General features: G+C 69.7%; 7 protein-coding genes and 1 tRNA gene. 5 read left to right on the forward strand and 3 right to left on the reverse strand.

Going from position 1 to position 17,148, the window contains the following annotated elements; all coding sequences use genetic code 11:
* From GXW79_RS05990 to GXW79_RS06010, 5 genes are all read left to right on the forward strand, one after another.
* Window positions 1-77, forward strand: a tRNA-Met gene (locus GXW79_RS05990).
* Window positions 78-637: 560 nt separating this feature from the next.
* Window positions 638-1,693 (forward strand): glycosyl hydrolase family 8, encoded by a 1,056-nt coding sequence (locus GXW79_RS05995; RefSeq protein ID WP_211873445.1) that lies wholly within the window; start codon window positions 638-640, stop codon window positions 1,691-1,693.
* Between the two features lie 551 nt (window positions 1,694-2,244).
* On the forward strand, window positions 2,245-3,072 hold the full coding sequence (bcsQ, locus tag GXW79_RS06000) for a cellulose biosynthesis protein BcsQ (RefSeq protein WP_211873446.1): 828 nt from the start codon (window positions 2,245-2,247) through the stop codon (window positions 3,070-3,072).
* Complete coding sequence (gene bcsA, locus GXW79_RS06005; protein WP_211873447.1) at window positions 3,069-7,622, forward strand: UDP-forming cellulose synthase catalytic subunit; 4,554 nt, start codon at window positions 3,069-3,071, stop codon at window positions 7,620-7,622. Before bcsQ ends, bcsA begins: the two co-directional genes overlap by 4 nt.
* Window positions 7,622-11,320 (forward strand): cellulose biosynthesis protein BcsC, encoded by a 3,699-nt coding sequence (locus GXW79_RS06010; RefSeq protein ID WP_211873448.1) that lies wholly within the window; start codon window positions 7,622-7,624, stop codon window positions 11,318-11,320. Before bcsA ends, GXW79_RS06010 begins: the two co-directional genes overlap by 1 nt.
* A 104-nt stretch (window positions 11,321-11,424) precedes the next feature.
* Here GXW79_RS06010 and GXW79_RS06015 read toward each other — a convergent pair whose 3' ends face one another.
* From GXW79_RS06015 to treY, 3 genes are all read right to left on the reverse strand, one after another.
* Window positions 11,425-12,537 carry a carboxylate-amine ligase gene (locus GXW79_RS06015; RefSeq protein WP_211873449.1) on the reverse strand — a complete coding sequence of 371 codons (1,113 nt, stop codon included), beginning with the start codon at window positions 12,535-12,537 and terminating at the stop codon, window positions 11,425-11,427.
* 404 nt (window positions 12,538-12,941) lie between these two features.
* Complete coding sequence (locus tag GXW79_RS06020; protein ID WP_211873450.1) at window positions 12,942-14,339, reverse strand: alpha,alpha-trehalose-phosphate synthase (UDP-forming); 1,398 nt, start codon at window positions 14,337-14,339, stop codon at window positions 12,942-12,944.
* On the reverse strand, window positions 14,336-17,092 hold the full coding sequence (gene treY, locus GXW79_RS06025; RefSeq protein ID WP_211873451.1) for a malto-oligosyltrehalose synthase: 2,757 nt from the start codon (window positions 17,090-17,092) through the stop codon (window positions 14,336-14,338). Before treY ends, GXW79_RS06020 begins: the two co-directional genes overlap by 4 nt.
* Between the last annotated feature and the right edge of the window lie 56 nt (window positions 17,093-17,148).

The raw sequence follows: 17,148 nt of genomic DNA on the forward strand, positions 1-17,148 counted from the left end.
CGCGGGGTGGAGCAGCCCGGTAGCTCGTCAGGCTCATAACCTGAAGGTCACAGGTTCAAATCCTGTCCCCGCATCCAGCTTGATCGAACTCAGAAAGACCGCAGCAACATCGGCACTGCCGGCACGCAGCAATGCAGCAGGATGGGTGGTCGTTTCGATTCACCCATGCAGGCGCCTGCGTCAACAACGTATGTTTCCTCGTCGAGGGTTATTTCATATCTCGTTGAGTGGTCGATACTGACCATCTTAATATTTGTACGCAGATCTCCTCTTGTATGACGCTTGGCTGTATTTTACCGACGCCAATCTGGCCCCGAGCCTTCTAGTCACCGCCATTCATGCTTCACGTTTAGCGTTAGCAAAACTGTCACCAGGATGTGCTAGGCATCCCGCACGAACGAAATAGGAAAGGTTTGTGTTCGATTTACCATTCTGACACCTTCGTAGAGCGACTCAACGCATATGAGTGAGCTCAACTTTCGTTTTTTGCCGAGAACTGGCCGCCCCGGAACCTCGACCCTCCCGAAACGCTGCACGGGGAACTCTGCTCCTATCGGCCACAAAGCTGGTTGATGAGGAAATCACAACGAATTCGATGCATACTGCTGCATCGATGGTTTTCGAATGGTTCTGGACAATGACGCAACGGACCATCGCAGCCGACATCCAGCGCAGGCTCTTGCCGGGCGCCGCGCTTGCCGGAGCGTTCCTTTCACGTCAGGCATCCGCAACCACTCCGCCCTGGTCAACCTTCAAGGCGCGGTTCCTTCAACCCGATGGCCGAATCCTCGATACCGGCAATGGCGGCGTTTCACACAGCGAAGGCCAGGGCTGGGGCATGCTCGTCGCCGCGGCCAATGATGACCGCGAAGCCTTCGACCGAATCTGGTCCTGGACCACGCAGACCCTCCGTCGCCCCGATGGGCTGCACTCATGGCGCTTCCGGCCAGGTGCCGCCGTCGATGACCCGAACAACGCGACCGATGGCGACCTTTACATCGCCTTGGCACTGGTGAGGGCAGCCGCGCGGTGGGACAGCGCGTCCTACCGCGATTCTGCCGCCCAGATCGCCCGGGCGATTCTGGGGGTCTGCACTGTCACCCTGGGCGACTCCGTCCTTCTCCTGCCCGGTGCGCAGGGATTCAGCACGACCACCCATGTCACGATCAATCCCTCCTACTTCGTGTTCCCCGCCTTCCAGGCCCTCGCCGCGATCGCCCCCGACCCCCGTTGGTCACGGCTGGAACGCAACGCCCTGCAGATCCTCGATCGCGGTCGATTCGGCACATGGGCCCTGCCGCCTGACTGGCTCTCGGTGCATCGCGCCACCGGGCGATTGCAACTCGCCGACAACCGGCCGCCGCGCTTCGGCTTCGACGCCGTGCGGATCCCCCTTCTGCTCGCCTGGGGACGCCATCACGACGCCCCCGCGAACACCGCGGCCAGGAGGTTCTGGAGCAGCACAGGCGCCAACACGGCACCACCCGCTTGGGTCGATCTCCGCACCGCAGAGGTGGCGCCATACCCGGCCTCCTCGGGCGTGCGTGCCATCGCCCGCCTGATCGAGGCCGTTGCCCAGGGCCAGGGAAGTTTTCAGACACCGAATCAGTTGATTACCGAGGATTATTACGCCTCAATGCTAGGACTACTGGCGGGCGTCGCTGCGGTTGACCTCAACCTTGTACGGCGCTGATCCATTCGTATCGGCACAGGCACATCGACGGTTCTGCATTCGCTCGACAACGTGCTGAACAACGCAGCTGCCATGCGTCTGATTTCAGAGACTTGCCCGCGTGGGACGCGCTATGATCCAGGTGTGAGGATGTTATGTACCCAGGTGACACGGATGTCGGGCGCCTCGCTACTCGGATGGGCTCACCGAAATTCCCCTACATCCACTTCGGCAATGGCCCCATTCGGCTAGCGCCGAAGGCTGAGCAGTTGTCATTTGCGTCGTCTGCCGAGCCGATGCCCGCTTCTCCTGACAACGAAGCGCGCGTCGCACCTTCACCTGCCGCCGCGCCGGAGACGATGATGGCGCTGTCAATCGACTGGACTCCGCCGGCCGCCGCTCGGATCCCTGTCGCCGCCCCGGCGGCGGCGCCCGTCTCGCGCGCCGTTGTGCCGACAGACGGATTTCCTCTGCTCCGGGCTGCGTTGGGCGGCTCGCCATCCAGCACCACCACCAGCCTAGGGGACACGGCCGCATGGCTTCGCGCGCGCGACCCGGCGCGGGCCTGAGGCATGCCACTCGTTTGCATGAGTTCGCCCAAGGGCGGCGTGGGGAAGACGACACTCACCGCGAACGTCGCCCATGCCCTGGCACGCGCGGGCCACCGCGTCGTCGTGCTCGATCTCGACCCGCAGAATGCGCTGCGGCTGCATTTCGGTGTCGCGCTGCATGACACCGCCGGGTTTTGGACCGCCTCGGGTGGAGACCCCCTGAGCGCGGTGCGCCAGACCACGGCCGGGCCCGCCCTGCTGCCGCATGGCAGCGCGGACATGCACCAGGCTCTCCAGATCAACGCCAGCCTCGCGTCAAATCCCGCACTGTTGGCAGACCCCGTGCGGCGCCTTCTCGCCGATCCGGAGCTGATCCTGCTTGCCGACACACCACCTGGTGCCTCGCAGGCGATGGCGGCGATCCTGCCGATGGCGGCCCTCGTCGTCGTCATCCTGTTGGCGGATGCGGCGAGCACCGCGCTGCTGCCGCAGGTCGAAAGCGGCGCCTTCCTCGGCCAGGGGACCTTGGCCAACCTCGTCGCCTCGCGCGCCCGCTTCGTGCTCAACCAGGTCGATCCAGCCTCTCGCCTCAGCGTGAGCGCCGCGGAATCTGTGGCGGCCCATCTTGGTTCGCGCCTCCTCGGCGCCGTGCTGCGGGACCCCGCCATGAGCGAGGCGCTCGCGCATCAGCGCCTGCTGCTCGACTTCGCCCCGGACTCGACGGCGGCGCGGGACATCCGGCAGATCGCGCAGGCCCTGGCCGCCGCCTTGCCCAAGGCGCCGCCACCGGTCGCGGAGCCCGCGCCGCTGCCCCGGCTGCTCGACCCCGCGAGCTGGGGCCGGCCATGAGGGAAGGCGTTGCCATCAGGCCGTTCCGTCGCAAGGTGCTGGCGCTGCCGGCGCTGCTGATCGGCCTCTGCGCCCTGTTCATCTTCGTCACCGTGCCTCTCGAGCCGGTGGAGCAGCTCTGGCTGACCGGCGGCACCATCCTCGTCATGGCCGTGGTTCTGCGCGTGCCGGGGCGTCCGGCGACGCTGTTCCTGGCCGGGCTCTCGGTTGCGGTCACCGCGCGCTATCTGTTCTGGCGCGTCTCCGACACGATGGAGTTCGAGAGCTTCTGGCAGGCATTCTTCATGGTCGGCCTGCTGCTGGCCGAGCTCTATGCGGGCCTCGCGCTGCTGCTCGGCTACTTCCAGACGCTGTGGCCGCTGCAGCGCAAGCCCGTGCCGCTGCCGCGCGATCCGGCCGACTGGCCCACCGTCGACGTCTACATCCCGAGCTACAATGAGAGCCTCGATATCGTCCGGCCCACGGTCTATGCCGCGCTCGCAATGGACTGGCCGCCGGAGAAGCTGAACGTCTACATCCTCGACGATGGCCGGCGCCCTGATTTCCGCGCCTTCGCGCAGGCGGTGGGCTGCGGCTATGTCATCCGCCCCGACAATCGCGGCGCGAAGGCGGGCAACATCAACCACGCCGTCGCCCTCACCCAGGGCGAGTTCATCGCCATCTTCGATTGCGACCACGTGCCGACGCGCGCCTTCCTGCAATTCTCGCTTGGCTGGCTGCTGCGCGACCGCAAGCTCGCGATGGTGCAGACCCCGCACCATTTCTATTCGCCCGATCCGTTCGAGCGGAACCTCGCCGGCGGCCATGGCGTGCCCAATGAGGGGCTGATGTTCTACGGCGCGGTACAGCCGGGCAACGACCTATGGAACGCGACATTCTTCTGCGGGTCCTGCGCGGTGATCCGGCGTACGGCCCTGGTGCAGGCCGGCGGCGTGCCGACCGAGACGGTGACCGAGGATTGCCACCTCTCGCTGCGCATGCAGCGGCTGGGTTGGAACACGGCCTACCTGCGCATGCCGCTCGCCGCGGGTCTCGCGACGGAACGGCTGATCCTGCATATCGGCCAGCGTATGCGCTGGGCGCGCGGAATGCTGCAGATCTCGCGCATCGAGAACCCGCTGATCGTGAGCGGGCTCAGCCCGGCCCAGCGCATCTGCTACTTCTCGGCGATGTTCCACTTCGCCTTCGCCGTGCCGCGGCTGGTGTTCCTCACCTCGCCGCTGGCCTTCCTGCTTCTCGGGCATTCCGTCATCGCCGCCGCGCCGATCGCGATCCTCGCCTATGCCGGCGGGCATATCGGCCACGTGCTGTTCACCGCGACGCGCGTCACCGGCAATGTGCGCCATTCGCTCTGGAGCGAGGTCTACGAGGTTGTGCTGGCGCTGTGGCTGCTGCCGGTCACGATCGCCACGCTCATCAACCCGCGCAAGGGCAAGTTCAACGTGACCGACAAGGGCGGCCTGCTGTCCGAGAGCCACTACGACTGGAAGGCGATCTGGCCGACCGTGGTGCTGGCCGTGCTGCTCGCCATTGGCGTGGCGAGCGGCGTGCGCGGCCTGCTCAGCAACCCGCCGGACAGTCTTGAATTCCAGGCCTACCTGCTGAACGGGGCCTGGGCGCTGCTGTGTCTGGTCCCGGTCCTGGCCGGCATCGCAGTCGGGCGCGAGCGCAAGCAGATCCGTCGCCAGGCGCGGATCGATGCGGTGCTGCCGGCAACCCTGGTGCTCGCCAACGGCATCCGCATCGAGGGCCACACGCAGGATGTCTCGCTCGGCGGCGTGTCATTCGCGGCGGACTCGCCGGCATCCGCCGCGGCACTGACCGCGGAGGAGCCGATCACCTGCTTGATCACCGCCTGTGGCGAGGAGATCAGCGTGCCCAGCCGGTTCCACGTGACTGTGCAGGGGCTCGTGCGGGTCCGCTTCACGCCGCGCGACCTAGTGGACGAGGCGCATATCACCCAGGTGGTGATGGGCCGCGCGGACGCCTGGGTCGGCTGGGATTCCTACCGGCGCGACCGGCCGCTCAACTCCATCCGCAACATGCTGCTCAGCATGACCTCGGTCTTCGCCGGCCTTCGGCTGCGACCGCGTCGTCGCGCGTCATCGGAGGCCGGGATCGCCCCCGGGCGGCGCTCCGAGGTGCTGGCGCCGGTCAAGCTTTCCGCCATCCTGCTGGCCTTCGCCCTGCTGTCGGGGCCGGCACTCGCGCAGCCCCGCGCGGGCCAGCAGCTTTCGCTCCCGCCCATGTCGCTGCCGCCCGCGCCGGTGCTGGACGTGCCGTTGCCGGGCGCCGGGCAGGCACCACCGGCTGCCGGTGCAGCGCCGGCACTGCCCGTGGCGACACCCGGGCCGTTCACCGGCCCCGCATCCCTCGCGCCGGCGCCCGATCCGGCGGTACAGCCCGGCGCGGCCTCGGTCCGGACGCGACAGGTGACCCTCACGCTCCGCCAGCTCGGGCTGCGCGGGCCGATGCAGCTGCGCAGCATCTCCGACCTGCAAGGCGTGTTGTTCGGCATCCGCGCGAATGAAGTGGTGACCGAGGCGACGCTGACGCTGGGCGGCGCGATGTCGCCCGCCCTGGTCCCGGGGACCAGCCAGATTGTCGTCACGCTCAACGACCAGTTCGTCGGCACGATCCAGCCGGAGCGCGAGCGGCCTGCCTTCGGCCCGCTGACCTTTCCGCTCGACCCCACCACCTTCACCGAGCTGAACCGGCTCAACTTCCGCTTCGCCGGCCGCTATTCGGCCGAATGCAACGACCCGCTCTCGGGCCTGCTCTGGGCCACGGTCAACGAGCAGAGCGCGTTGCAGCTGACCATCGCGCGGTTGCCGATGACGCCCAACCTCGCCCGGCTCCCCGAACCCTTCTTCGATGCCCGTGCGCTGCGCACGCAGCTGACGCTGCCCTTCGTGCTGCCGGAGAATGCCGCGCCCGAGACGCTGCGCGCCGCCGCCATCGCGGCATCCTGGTTCGCCGTGAAGGCAGATTACCGGGGTGCGAGCTTCCCGGTCTCCGCCGCGCCGCCCGCGACGGGCCATGCGGTGGTGATGGTGGCGGGTCCCGATGCGAGCATGGGCCTGCCGTTGCCGCGCCTCGACGGGCCCACCATCCTGCTGCTGCCCAATCCGAACGATCCCGAGGGCCAGTTGCTGGTCCTCGCCGGGCGCACTCCGCAGGAGGCGGCGCAGGCGGCACTCGGGCTCGCCGCCGGCCACGTCGGACTGTCGGGCACATCGGCGCGGATTGAAAGCCCCGCCCCGACGCGGCGGCAGCCCTATGACGCGCCGCGCTGGCTGCGGCCGGACCGAGCCGTGCGGTTCGGTGAGATCGTGGCCCCCGAGGACCTGCAATCCACCGGCTATGCGCCGGGCGCGGTCACCATCCCGCTGCGCACGGCGCCGGACCTCTACTATTGGCGCAGCCAAGCGCCGCGCCTCGACATCCGCTATCGCAACCCGCCGGCGCCGGTCATCGACCTCGCCGTCTCGCGCCTGGATGTCTCGGTCTCGGACCGCTACGTGCGCTCGCTGCCGCTGCGCGACCAGGATGCGCCCTGGCCGATCGATGTCGCGTTGCGCTGGATCGGCTTCGCCGACTCCGCGAATACGGCGAGCGCGAGTCTGCCGCCCTGGCTCATCTACGGCGACAACGAGGTCCAGCTGCGCTTCGACATGCGGCCACTCAACCGCGGCGATTGCGCGGGCATCCCCGGCGACGTCCGCACCGCGATCGACCCGCAGAGCTCGATCGACATCTCCGGCGCGCATCGTTTTGCGGTGCTGCCGAACCTGGCCTTCTTCGGCTCCTCGGGCTTTCCCTTCACGCGCATGGCGGACCTTTCCGAGACGGCCGTGATCATGCCCGAGCAGGCGACCCAGGCGGAGGTCTCGGCCTTCCTCAACCTGGTCGGGCGGCTCTCGGCCCGCGTCGGCGTGTCGGCCTCGGGGCTGACGGTGCTGCGCCCCGGTCAGGTGGCGCAGGCGCGGGAGAAGGACATCATCCTGATCGGCACGCTCGGCCGTCAGCCCGCCTTCGCCGAGCTGATGGGCAATGCGCCGGTCCGGCTCGACGGCAATCGGCTGACGCTCGATCTGCCGGAGGGCCTGCCTGCCAACCGTCGCCTGCTGCAGCCCGAACAGCGTCCGGGTGCCCGCGACCGCGCCGCCATCCTGCTCGGGATGGCGCCGGACCGGCTGGGCTTCGTCGCCGGATTCGAAAGTCCGGTCACGCCCGGGCGCTCGGTGATCGCGATCGGCGGCGGCACGCCGGGCGCGGTGCTGGCGATGAGCGAGGCGCTCGCCGACCCCGACCGGCAGGACCAGATCCAGGGCGACCTGATCCTGCTGCACGGCACCCAGCTCGAATCCTTTCGCACGGGCCAGAACTACACGGTCGGCCAGCTCCCCCTCTGGCTATGGCCGCAACACGCGCTCGAAGGGCGCTGGAGCCTGCTGGTGCTGATCGGCACCGTCAGCGCCTTCCTGCTCGGCGCGGTCCTGTACTGGTCACTCCGCCGGCGATCGGCGCGACGTCTTCGGGGGCTGTGATGCGCATACTCAACTCCGCCGGCTTGGCGCTGCTGGCGGGCATCGCGGCCACACCGGGCTTGGCCCAGCCGGCCGCCGGCCCGGGGGTGGACCCGATCCGCGCGCTGGTGCAGCAGGGCGAGTTCTGGCTGCGGCAAAGTCGCTTCGACGTGGCGCTGCGCAGCTTCCGCCGGGTCCTGGACGTGCAGCCAGACAATGGCGCGGCCCTCGCTGGTGCGGCGCAGGCCGAAGCGGCGCTGGGCAATCGTGAGGCCGCCGAGGCGCTGACCGCGCGGCTGCGCGCCACCATCCAGCGCAGCGACCCGCTGCTGGCGCAGACCGAGGGTGCGCTGCGCACCGCCGCCGCCGGACCCGAGCAGCTCGCCGAGGCACGCCGCCTTGGCCAGGCCGGCCGCACCGCCGATGCCGCGCGCGCCTATCGCCGGATCTTCGGCGACGGGGTGCCGCCGGACGGCTTCGCGGTGGAGGTGTACTCGACCCTTGCGGGTACGCCCGATGGCCGCCGGGAGGGTATGGCGGGCCTTGCCGAGCAGGTGCGGCGGCGGCCCAACGACGTCCGCGCTCAGCTCGCTTATGCCCAGGCGCTGAGCTGGACGCCGGACACCCGCAGCCAGGGTATCGAGCGCCTGCGCCTGCTCGCACAGCAGCGCCCGCCCGAGCCGGCGCTGCTCCAGGCGTGGCGCCAGGCGTTGATCTGGACCGGCCCGATCCCCGAGGCGCAGCGCGAGATGGAGGCGTTTCTCGCCATTGCGCCGAACGACCCGGTGATCGCGGAGCTCCTCGCCGCCACGCGCGACCCCGGGCGGCGGCGCGACGATGCGGCGGCGGAGGCCCGGCGCCTGGGCTTCGAGCGGCTCGAGGGCAGCCGCACCCGCGATGCGGTCAGCGCCTTCGAACAGGCGTTGGCGCGCAACCCCAATGACGCCGATGCGCTCGGCGGCCTCGGCGTCGCGCGTCTGCGCGAGGGGAGGGCACGCGATGCGCGGGACCTGCTCGGCCGCGCGATGGCCGCGGACCCGGTCGGCGCGCCGCGTTGGCAGCGCGCCTTCGACGGCGCGGCCTATGGCATCGACATCGAGGAAGCACGGCGCCAGATGCGCACCGGGCAGATGACCGGCGCGGAGACGCTGCTGCAGGCCGCGATCCGCCGGGACGTGACTGACCGATCCGAAGCGCAGACGCTGCTGGGCGACATCCTGCTGCGCCGTGGCGACAATGCCCAGGCCGAGGCCCAGTACCGCGCCGCCCTGCAATCGCGCGCCGGCCAGGTCGAGGCCGCCACCGGCCTTTCCCGCGCGCTGCGCGCCCAGAATCGCGGCGCCGAGGCCGACGAGGTCGCGCGCCAGATCCCGCGCAGTCCGCCGGGCGAGATTGCGGCGGTGCCGGGTGCCGCGCAGCGCGCCCAGGCCGCGCGCGCCAGCGACCCCGAGACGGCGATGGCGCTGCTGCGCGCCGCGATCGCCGCCAATCCCAACGATCCCTGGGGACGCCTCGACCTCGCGCGGCTGTTGCTGCGCCAGGGCCGCGGCGCCGAGGCCCGCGCCCTGATGGAGGAGCGGCTCGACCGCGGCGGCGCCGAGACGCTGTTCGCCGCCGCCCTCTATGCCGAGGCCGAGGGGCGCAGCGAGGACGCCGCGACGCTCATCGCCCGCATCCCGCCCGGGGCGCGCACCGCCGACATGGCGCGCCTCGTTGCGCGATCGCGTGGCAATGCCGAGGTGGATGCCGCCGCGAATGACCTCGCCGGCGGCAGCCTGTTCGTCGCGCGCCAGCGCCTGCTTGCCATCGCCGCGCGCCAGGACCCCTCCGGCGCACAGGCCGCCGCCGTGATCCGCGCCTTCGGCCGCGCCAATGATTCGCGCGGCGCCGATGAGGCGTATCGCGTCGCCATCGCGGCCAGTCGCGGGGGCCTGTCCACCGCCGCGCGGCTGACGCTGGCCGGTGCGATGCTGGAGGCGGGGCTCGACCAGCAGGCGCTCGCCCTCGGGCGCGAGGTCGCCCGCGACCCGCGCGCGAGTGCCGATGACCGACGCCAGGCGGAAGGGCTGCAGACCGGTGCGGCGATCCGCAATGCGGACCGGCTGAACCGTGCCGGCGACCAGGCCGGCGGCTTCGACGCGCTGCGCCCGGTGCTGACGCAGAACCCGAACGACCCCGCCGCCAACGCCGCGCTCGCGCGCCTGTATCAAGGTGCCCGCCGCCCGGTCGAGGCGGCGCAGGTGGCCGAGACCGTATTGGCGCGCGATCCGCGCAACCTCGATGCGCGCCAGGTCGCGATCGACGCGGCGATCCAGTCGCGCGACCTCCGCCGCGCCGAGGCGCTGGTCGCCGAGGCGCGCGTGCTCGCGCCCTCCGAGGCGCGGGTCTCGATCATGGAGGCGCGTGTGGCGCGGGCCTCGGGCGACCCGCGGCGCGCGACGCAGGCGCTGGAACTCGCGACCGAGCAGCGCCGTGCGGCGACAGGGGGCGACGCGCGCGGCGTCACCAGCGTGGCGTTCAGCGACAGCGGCAACCCGTTCCGGCCGCGCTCGGGCGCGTTCAGCCCGGTGCTGCCCACACGCGATCCGATCGGGGCTGAAATCGCGCGCGAGCTGGCCGCGGTACAGGATAGCAGCCGGGTCACCTTCGCCGCCGAACCCAATGTGCGGGCGCGCTCAGGCACGACCGGTCTCGACCGCCTGACGGAGATCTCCGCCGGCATCGAGGCGCGTGGTCCCCTCGCCGGCGGCGATGTCAGCGTTCGTGCAACGCCGGTCCTCGCCGATGCCGGCAGCTTGGAGCGCGACCCGAACACGCTGCGCCGCTATGGCGGCAACGCGCTCGCCGGGCCTGGCGGCGGCACCGCACCGCGCAGCAATTCGGCCGAGGGCGTGGGCTTCGGCGTGCAGTACCGCCGCGAGGGTCTGGTGATCGATGCCGGCACCACCCCGATCGGCTTTCCGCGAACCGAATTCGTGGGCGGCATCGAGATCTCGCCGGCGATCGGCAGCAACCTGCGCATCCGTGCGCTTGCCGAGCGCCGCGCGGTGACCGACAGCCTGCTGTCCTGGGCCGGCATCCGCGATACGCAGTCGGGGCGGGATTTCGGCGGCGTGATCCGCACTGGCGGGCGGGCGCAGCTGGAATACGGGCAGGGTCCGGTGACCCTCTACGCCGGCGGCGGCTATTCCTCCTTCAGCGGCCAGGGCGTGCAGGACAACACGCGTTACGAGGCGGGTGCCGGCCTGGGCTATCGGGTGTGGCGCGACGAGGAGAGCGAGCTCACCACCGGCGTCGACATCGCGCATTTCGGCTACCAGCGGAATTTGCGCTTCTTCACGCTGGGCCACGGCGGCTATTTCAGCCCGCAGAGCTACACGGCGCTGACGGTGCCGCTGGACTGGCGTGGCCGCAGCGGCGACCTGACCTGGCGGCTGGGCGCGAGCCTCGGCTTCGCCTCCTTCCGCGAGGATGCGGCGCCGTATTTCCCGGGCAATGCGGCCCTGCAGGGCAGGCTCGAGGGGGCGGCGCGCAGCGACGGCACGCTGGTCACGCAATACCCCTCGCAATCCCAGTCCGGCGTCGTCGCGAGCGTGCGCGGCGACCTGGAATACCGGATCAACCAGCAGATCCGCGTGGGCGGGTTGCTGCGCTTCGAGCGGACGGCGGATTTCAACGAGACGCGGGGGCTGATGTACTTGCGGTATGCCCTCGAATGAGTGGTCTGCAACGACCTGCGTAACCCCAGGATCCGCTTGCCAGCGCGACCGTGTTCCCGCATCTCCCGCCTTCTCGCGTCGGTGCGCGACGCACTCACTTCGCCTCAGCGCGCGGTACCGGCCGTCGCTGCTGCGATCCAGTCGACGGTGGCCGACAGAGCTTGCCGGGCGTTGCCGCGCGCACCGGCAAAAATGGCGAGCTGCCGGTCCGAACTCGTGCCTGTCTCCGCCAGCGTGCGCAGCCAATCCAGGTCGGCCTCGCATCCCAGCGCCGCCGCATCCTCCCCGACTAGCGAAAGGATGCTGTCGAGCCCCACTCGGAACGGAACCGTGCCGCCGTCGGTGTCCAGGAACGCGGCGCGGATACCGTCGCGCTGCGCGCGCCAAAGGTTCTCCGCGGTGATCGCCCGTGCGGCACCGGATTGCCCACGGTTCAGCGACGGTGAACGATCGAGCAGCCGCACGAGGCAGCGATACAAGGCGGCGATCGCCATCGTGTCGTCGAGCCTGGTGCAGCTGTCGGCGACACGCAATTCCAGCGTGGGGTATCTAACGGAGGGCCGCAGTGTCCACCACAGGAAGCTGGCATCGGTGATCGCGCCCGAGCGCGTCATCGCCGCGACGTAGCGCTCGTAATCGGCCTCGTCTTCAAAGAGGTCGGGCAGCCCGGTGCGCGGCATCTCGCCCCAGACGGAAAGGCGATAGGCAGCGAGCCCCGTGTCGCGGCCCTGCCAGAATGGCGAAGAGGCGGACAGCGCCATCAGCAGCGGGGTGAACGGCAGCATGCGGTTCATGAGATCGACACGCTCCGACGGCCGCGGCACCTCGACATGAACGTGCATGCCACAGACCACATTGCGCTGCCCGAGCATCTGCATCTGCTGCATCAGGCGGTCATAGCGTTGCTTCTTTGTCTGGCGCTGCCTGGCCCAGCGCGCCAGCGGCTGCGTACCCGAGGCCAGGACAAGCAGCCCGTGTTCCTTCCCGATCTCGGCCAGCCCGGCGCGCAGTTCCATCAGTTGCGCGCGGGCTGCGGCAGGGTTGTCGGAGGGCGAGGTGGCGACCTCGACCTGGGCCGCCAGCAGTTCGCGTTCCGCTGAAGGAATGCGCGCGCGAAGCGCATCGTGGTAGGCCTGCGTGTGTTGAGGCGTGTCGCGGGTGACGGCGTCTGCCAAAAAGTATTCTTCCTCGATTCCGAAGCGATAGCGCGCGTCCATGTCGTTCCTGCTGCGAAGGTTGCGTCGGCTTAGGGAATCTAGACGACCGATGAGCCCTGTCGTTGCTCAGGTGCAGTTCACTTCGCGGGATCGTCGTCGGAAGGTGCGAAGGACGGTTCTCCGCCATCCGATGGCGGAGCCTGTCGGCGGCCGAGAAGATGCACTTGTTCCATGGTTCGCGCCTGCTGCGCCTGACCCTTTTGGCGCCGTATGTCTTGGGCGGACGGCTACAGCAGCAGATAACGCCACCCGCGCTGGACGAGCCATTCCGGTGGGGTGGGCGGGCCAAAAAAAAGATGCAGACCTCAGTCCTTGAGCACGATAGCCCCAGGGCCATAGGCCGGCGAGCCGCGCTCGCGCCAGATCGACCCAAACTGGCCGACCGATACTATCCTACACCCGCATCACGCGCGACCGACCACCGGCATGGCGGCAAGTCGGTTGTCGGTCAGCACGTGCATGAAGGACTCGCCCCATTCTTCGGGCGTCGCGCCACGAATGGCGTTCCAGGCCAGCTTCCAGCGCTCTCGACGTTCGCCAGGCGGCATATCGAGCGCCTGCTGCATCGCATCCGCCATGCTCTCGACGTCGTGCGGATTGACCAGCAGAGCCGACCCCAGCTGGGCGGCGGCTCCGGCAAAGAGAGAGAGGATCAAGACGCCGGGGTCCGCAGGATCTTGGGCGGCGATGAACTCCTTTGCCACCAGGTTCATGCCATCGCGGATCGGCGTGACGACGCCTACGCGCGCAAGGCGCATGAACCCGGCCAAGGTGTCACGCCCCTGCGCCTTGGCGATCAGTCGCAACGGTGTCCAATCCGGCTCCCCGAAGGCGCTGTTGATGGCGCCCGCGGCCGTTTCCAGGTCATGGCGCAGGGTGCGGTATGCGGGAACGTCCTCGCGCGAGGGCGCGGCGATGTTCAGCATCGTGGTGCTGCGCGGCGGCCGGCGCGCGAGCAGGCGTCCATAGGCGTCAAGCCGCTCGGGAAGTCCCTTGGTCGGATCCATCCGATCGATGCCGAGCAGCAGCGCTCTTCCGCCGAGCGACGTTGCCAGCCGACGCGAGGGCGGAAGCTGGACCTGCGCCGCCGCGGTCTGCGCGAATTCCTCGGCCGCGATCTCCACCGGAAAGACGCCGAGCTGAACGGCATGCCCGTCGAGCGAGATATGCTCGGCGTCGAAACGCTCCGCGCGCAGCAGCAGCGCTGCCGTCGCGGCAAAATTGTCACGGTCGGTGCGGGTCTGGAATCCGAGCAGGTCGGAGCCCATCAGCTCACGCAGCACGCGCTTGATGCCCGGCGCCGCAGCGACCGCCTCGGGCGCGGGAAACGGCACATGCAGGAAAAAACCGGCGTTGTTGGTCACGCCGCGGGCGCGCAGCGCGCCCGGCAGCGCCATCAACTGGTAGTCATGCACCCAGATCGCATCATCGGGCCGAAGCATCGGTACCAAATGATCGGCGAAACGGCGGTTGACACGCATGTAGCAATCGTAATCCGACCTGCGGAAATGCATGAGCTGCGGCAGGTTGTGCAGCATCGGCCACAGCACATCGTTGGAATACCCAGCATAGTAGCCGCGATGCTCGACCTCGGTGAGATCAATCGTCGCGTATTCCACCGCTCCATCGCGCTTGATCACAGGGGCATTGCGCCCGGCGCTGGTAACCTCGCCACTCCACCCAAACCAAAGACCGCCACGGCGGCCCATCATTGCGTCGAGCGCTACGGCAAGCCCGCCCGCTTGCTGGCTACCGCGCGGGGCCGCAGGCACCCTGTTCGAAACCACCACAACGCGATTCATTCACCCTCCAGCAATGCGACGGGCAAGTGCCGCAACAGATCGCCGATCCGGATCGACGGTGCGCTGGGCGCGGCTTCTTGCAAAAGCGAATCTCGCATTATCCCGAGGTAGTGACGCGGCAGGACGAGTTTGGTTTCCGCCCAGAGTTCAGGCGCGACGTGAGGACGCTGTTCGACCAGCCGCGCGGCAAGGCGTGTCACGACCGTGACGCTCCGCTGCTTGCCCAGGCGCCGGCCGAAGGCGAGCACATGGCCCGCCATGGGACCCTCGACGGCGAGCGGCTCGTAGCTGCCTTCGGCATAGAGCGCCGGATGCCGCGCTCGGTGCAGCAGTGCTCGGTGCAGGATGGCCTGCTTGACGCGACCGTCGCGCCAGTGGTTCAGCAGTTGCGCCGGCGGGGTGCCGTCCGCCAGGCTTCGTTCCCGAAGCGGGAAATCCACAGGCCTTCGGTTGTCGGGGTCCACCAGGCTGAAATCCCACAATTCGGTGCCCTGATAGAGGTCCGGAACGCCAGGCGCGGTGCAGCGCAGCAGCAGCTGTGCCAGGCCGTTGATCGCGCCCGCCGGCGACAGGCGCTCCGCGAGGGCAGCGATCTCGCCGAGCACGGGGGCTTGTCGCGAGGGGTCGAAGAGATGGTCGAGGAAGCCGGTGCAGGCCTGTTCGTAGGCCTCGTCCGGCACCGCCCATTCGCTGTGGCGCTTGGCCTCACGCAGCGCCTTCTCCTGCCAGGCGGCGACGCGAGTGCGCAGTTCCGCGGTGCCCTCCACGTCCGAGGCGTCCAGCCCCGGTGGCCACGCGCCGAGCAGCGTCTGGTAGAGCATCGCCTCATCCGCGGCATCGGGCGCCGGCGCGCCGCCCGCCTCGCGCTTCAGCGGCGCGTTGAGCCGCGTCCAGCGCGTGAGCGCGGTCGCCCATTCCTCGGGCAGCTCGGATAGCACCGCGAGGCGCGCGCGCGCATCCTCGCCGCGCTTGTGGTCATGCGTGGCCGTCGCCAGCAGCGCCTGTGGCAGCTGCTGCGCCCGGTTGCGGTTGATGGCGTGAAACGCCGTGGGCGTCATGGCGAAGCGGGACGGCTCGCTGCCCACCTCGTTGCGGCTGATCAGGCGGCCGTAGCGGTAGAAGCCGGTGTCCTCCACGCTTTTCGCGGCGGTGGGCGCGGAGAGCTGCTGGAACCGGACGGCCGCAGCCAGGCGGGCGCGGCGCTGCGCCTGCGGCAGCCCGCGCGGCGCCTCGCCGCCCAGCCAAGTATCGAGCAGCTCCAGCAGCGGCTGGTCCTTGGCGCGGAGCGCCCGGCGCGCGCCGGCGAGCGCCCAGGTGAGGATGCGCCGATCCTCCTCGTCGCGGCCGGCGGGCGTGATGTAGAGACGATAGACTGGGAAATGCGCGAGCACTTCGGCGAGCACGCGGCGCAGCGCCGTCAGCGTCACGTCGCGCGTGACCAGGTCCTGATCGGCCACGCGCTTGAGCATGACCGCCGCGGCGTTGAGCTCGCTGGCGAGATTGTCGCGCAGGATCTGCCGGCGCGCGGCGACCGCCTCGGCCTCGAAGGCGGCGGGGCGGCCGGTGGTCTCGGACCAGAGCGTGGTGAGCGGCGCCTCGCCGGCCGGGTCGTGCAGCACCGCGGCGGCGCGGTCCATGAAGTCGTAGCCGGTGGTACCGTCGGTCTGCCAGTCGGGGCGCAGCGCCTCGAAGGGGGCCAGGATCTTCTCAACCCAGATCAGCGGCTCGAGGTCCGGCCGCAGCGCCTGCATTCGGCGGCGGAGCTTGCGCAGGTAGCGACGCGGATCTGCCAGGCCATCGACATGGTCGATGCGCAAGCCATCGATGCTGCCCTCGGCATAGAGCCGCTCGATCAATTCGTGGGTGGCGTCGTAGACCTCGGGTCGCTCGACCCGCAAGCCGGCGAGCGCGTTGACGTCGAAGAAGCGGCGCCAGTTGATCTCGTCGGTCGCGGTGCGCCACCAGGCGAGGCGATAGTGCTGGCGCTCAAGAAGGCGGTGTAGCCGGGCGCGGCCGGCCTCCTGGTCGGGCGCGAAGGCCGCGAGAACCTGCGCGATGGCAAGTGCGCCCGGCGGCGTGGCGGCGATGCCGGCGAGGACAGCCTCGGCGTCGCGCGCAAGCGCCCGGCCACGTTCGCCGGCCGGGATGGCGGCGAAGGCGTCGATCGCCGGCGCGAGGGCGGGGTTGGCCGCGAGGCGCAGCATGCCCGCGATGTGCGGCGGGTGCAGCGGGAAACGGTGCTCGAAATAGCCGATGAACAGCTTGCCCGCCGCGGCGTCGAAGCGCATCGCAAGGTCGCCCGAGGCGAGTGCGGCGCCATAGGGCGCGCCGAGGAACGGCGCCAGGAGGCGATTGCGCAGGCTGGCGTCGGGCGGGTTCCAGTCGATGTCGAAGAAGCCGGCATAGGCGCTCTGGCGGCCCCATTCGAGAACGTCGAGCCACCAGGCATTGTCGCTGCCGCCGACACCCATGTGGTTGGGCACGATGTCGAGGATGAGGCCCATCTCGTGCGCATGCAGGGCCTGCACCAGTCGCTCCAGCGCCGGCTCGCCGCCGAGCTCGGGGTTGATCCGCGAATGGTCCACGATGTCGTAGCCATGCGTCGAGCCGGGACGCGCGGTGAGCAGCGGCGAGGCGTAGAGGTGGCTGATCCCGAGGCGCGCGAAATACGGCACCAGCGGCACCGCATCGTGCAGGGTGAAGCCGGCGTGGAATTGCAGGCGCGCGGTGGCGCGCGGCGGTGTGGCGGGCATGCGGGGTCCTCAGGAAGCGATCGTCATGCGTCAAAGCGCCAGCGAGGCGCGGACGT

Origin of the sequence: Plastoroseomonas arctica (assembly GCF_018128965.1) — a bacterium.
Classification (GTDB): Bacteria; Pseudomonadota; Alphaproteobacteria; order Acetobacterales; family Acetobacteraceae; genus Plastoroseomonas; species Plastoroseomonas arctica.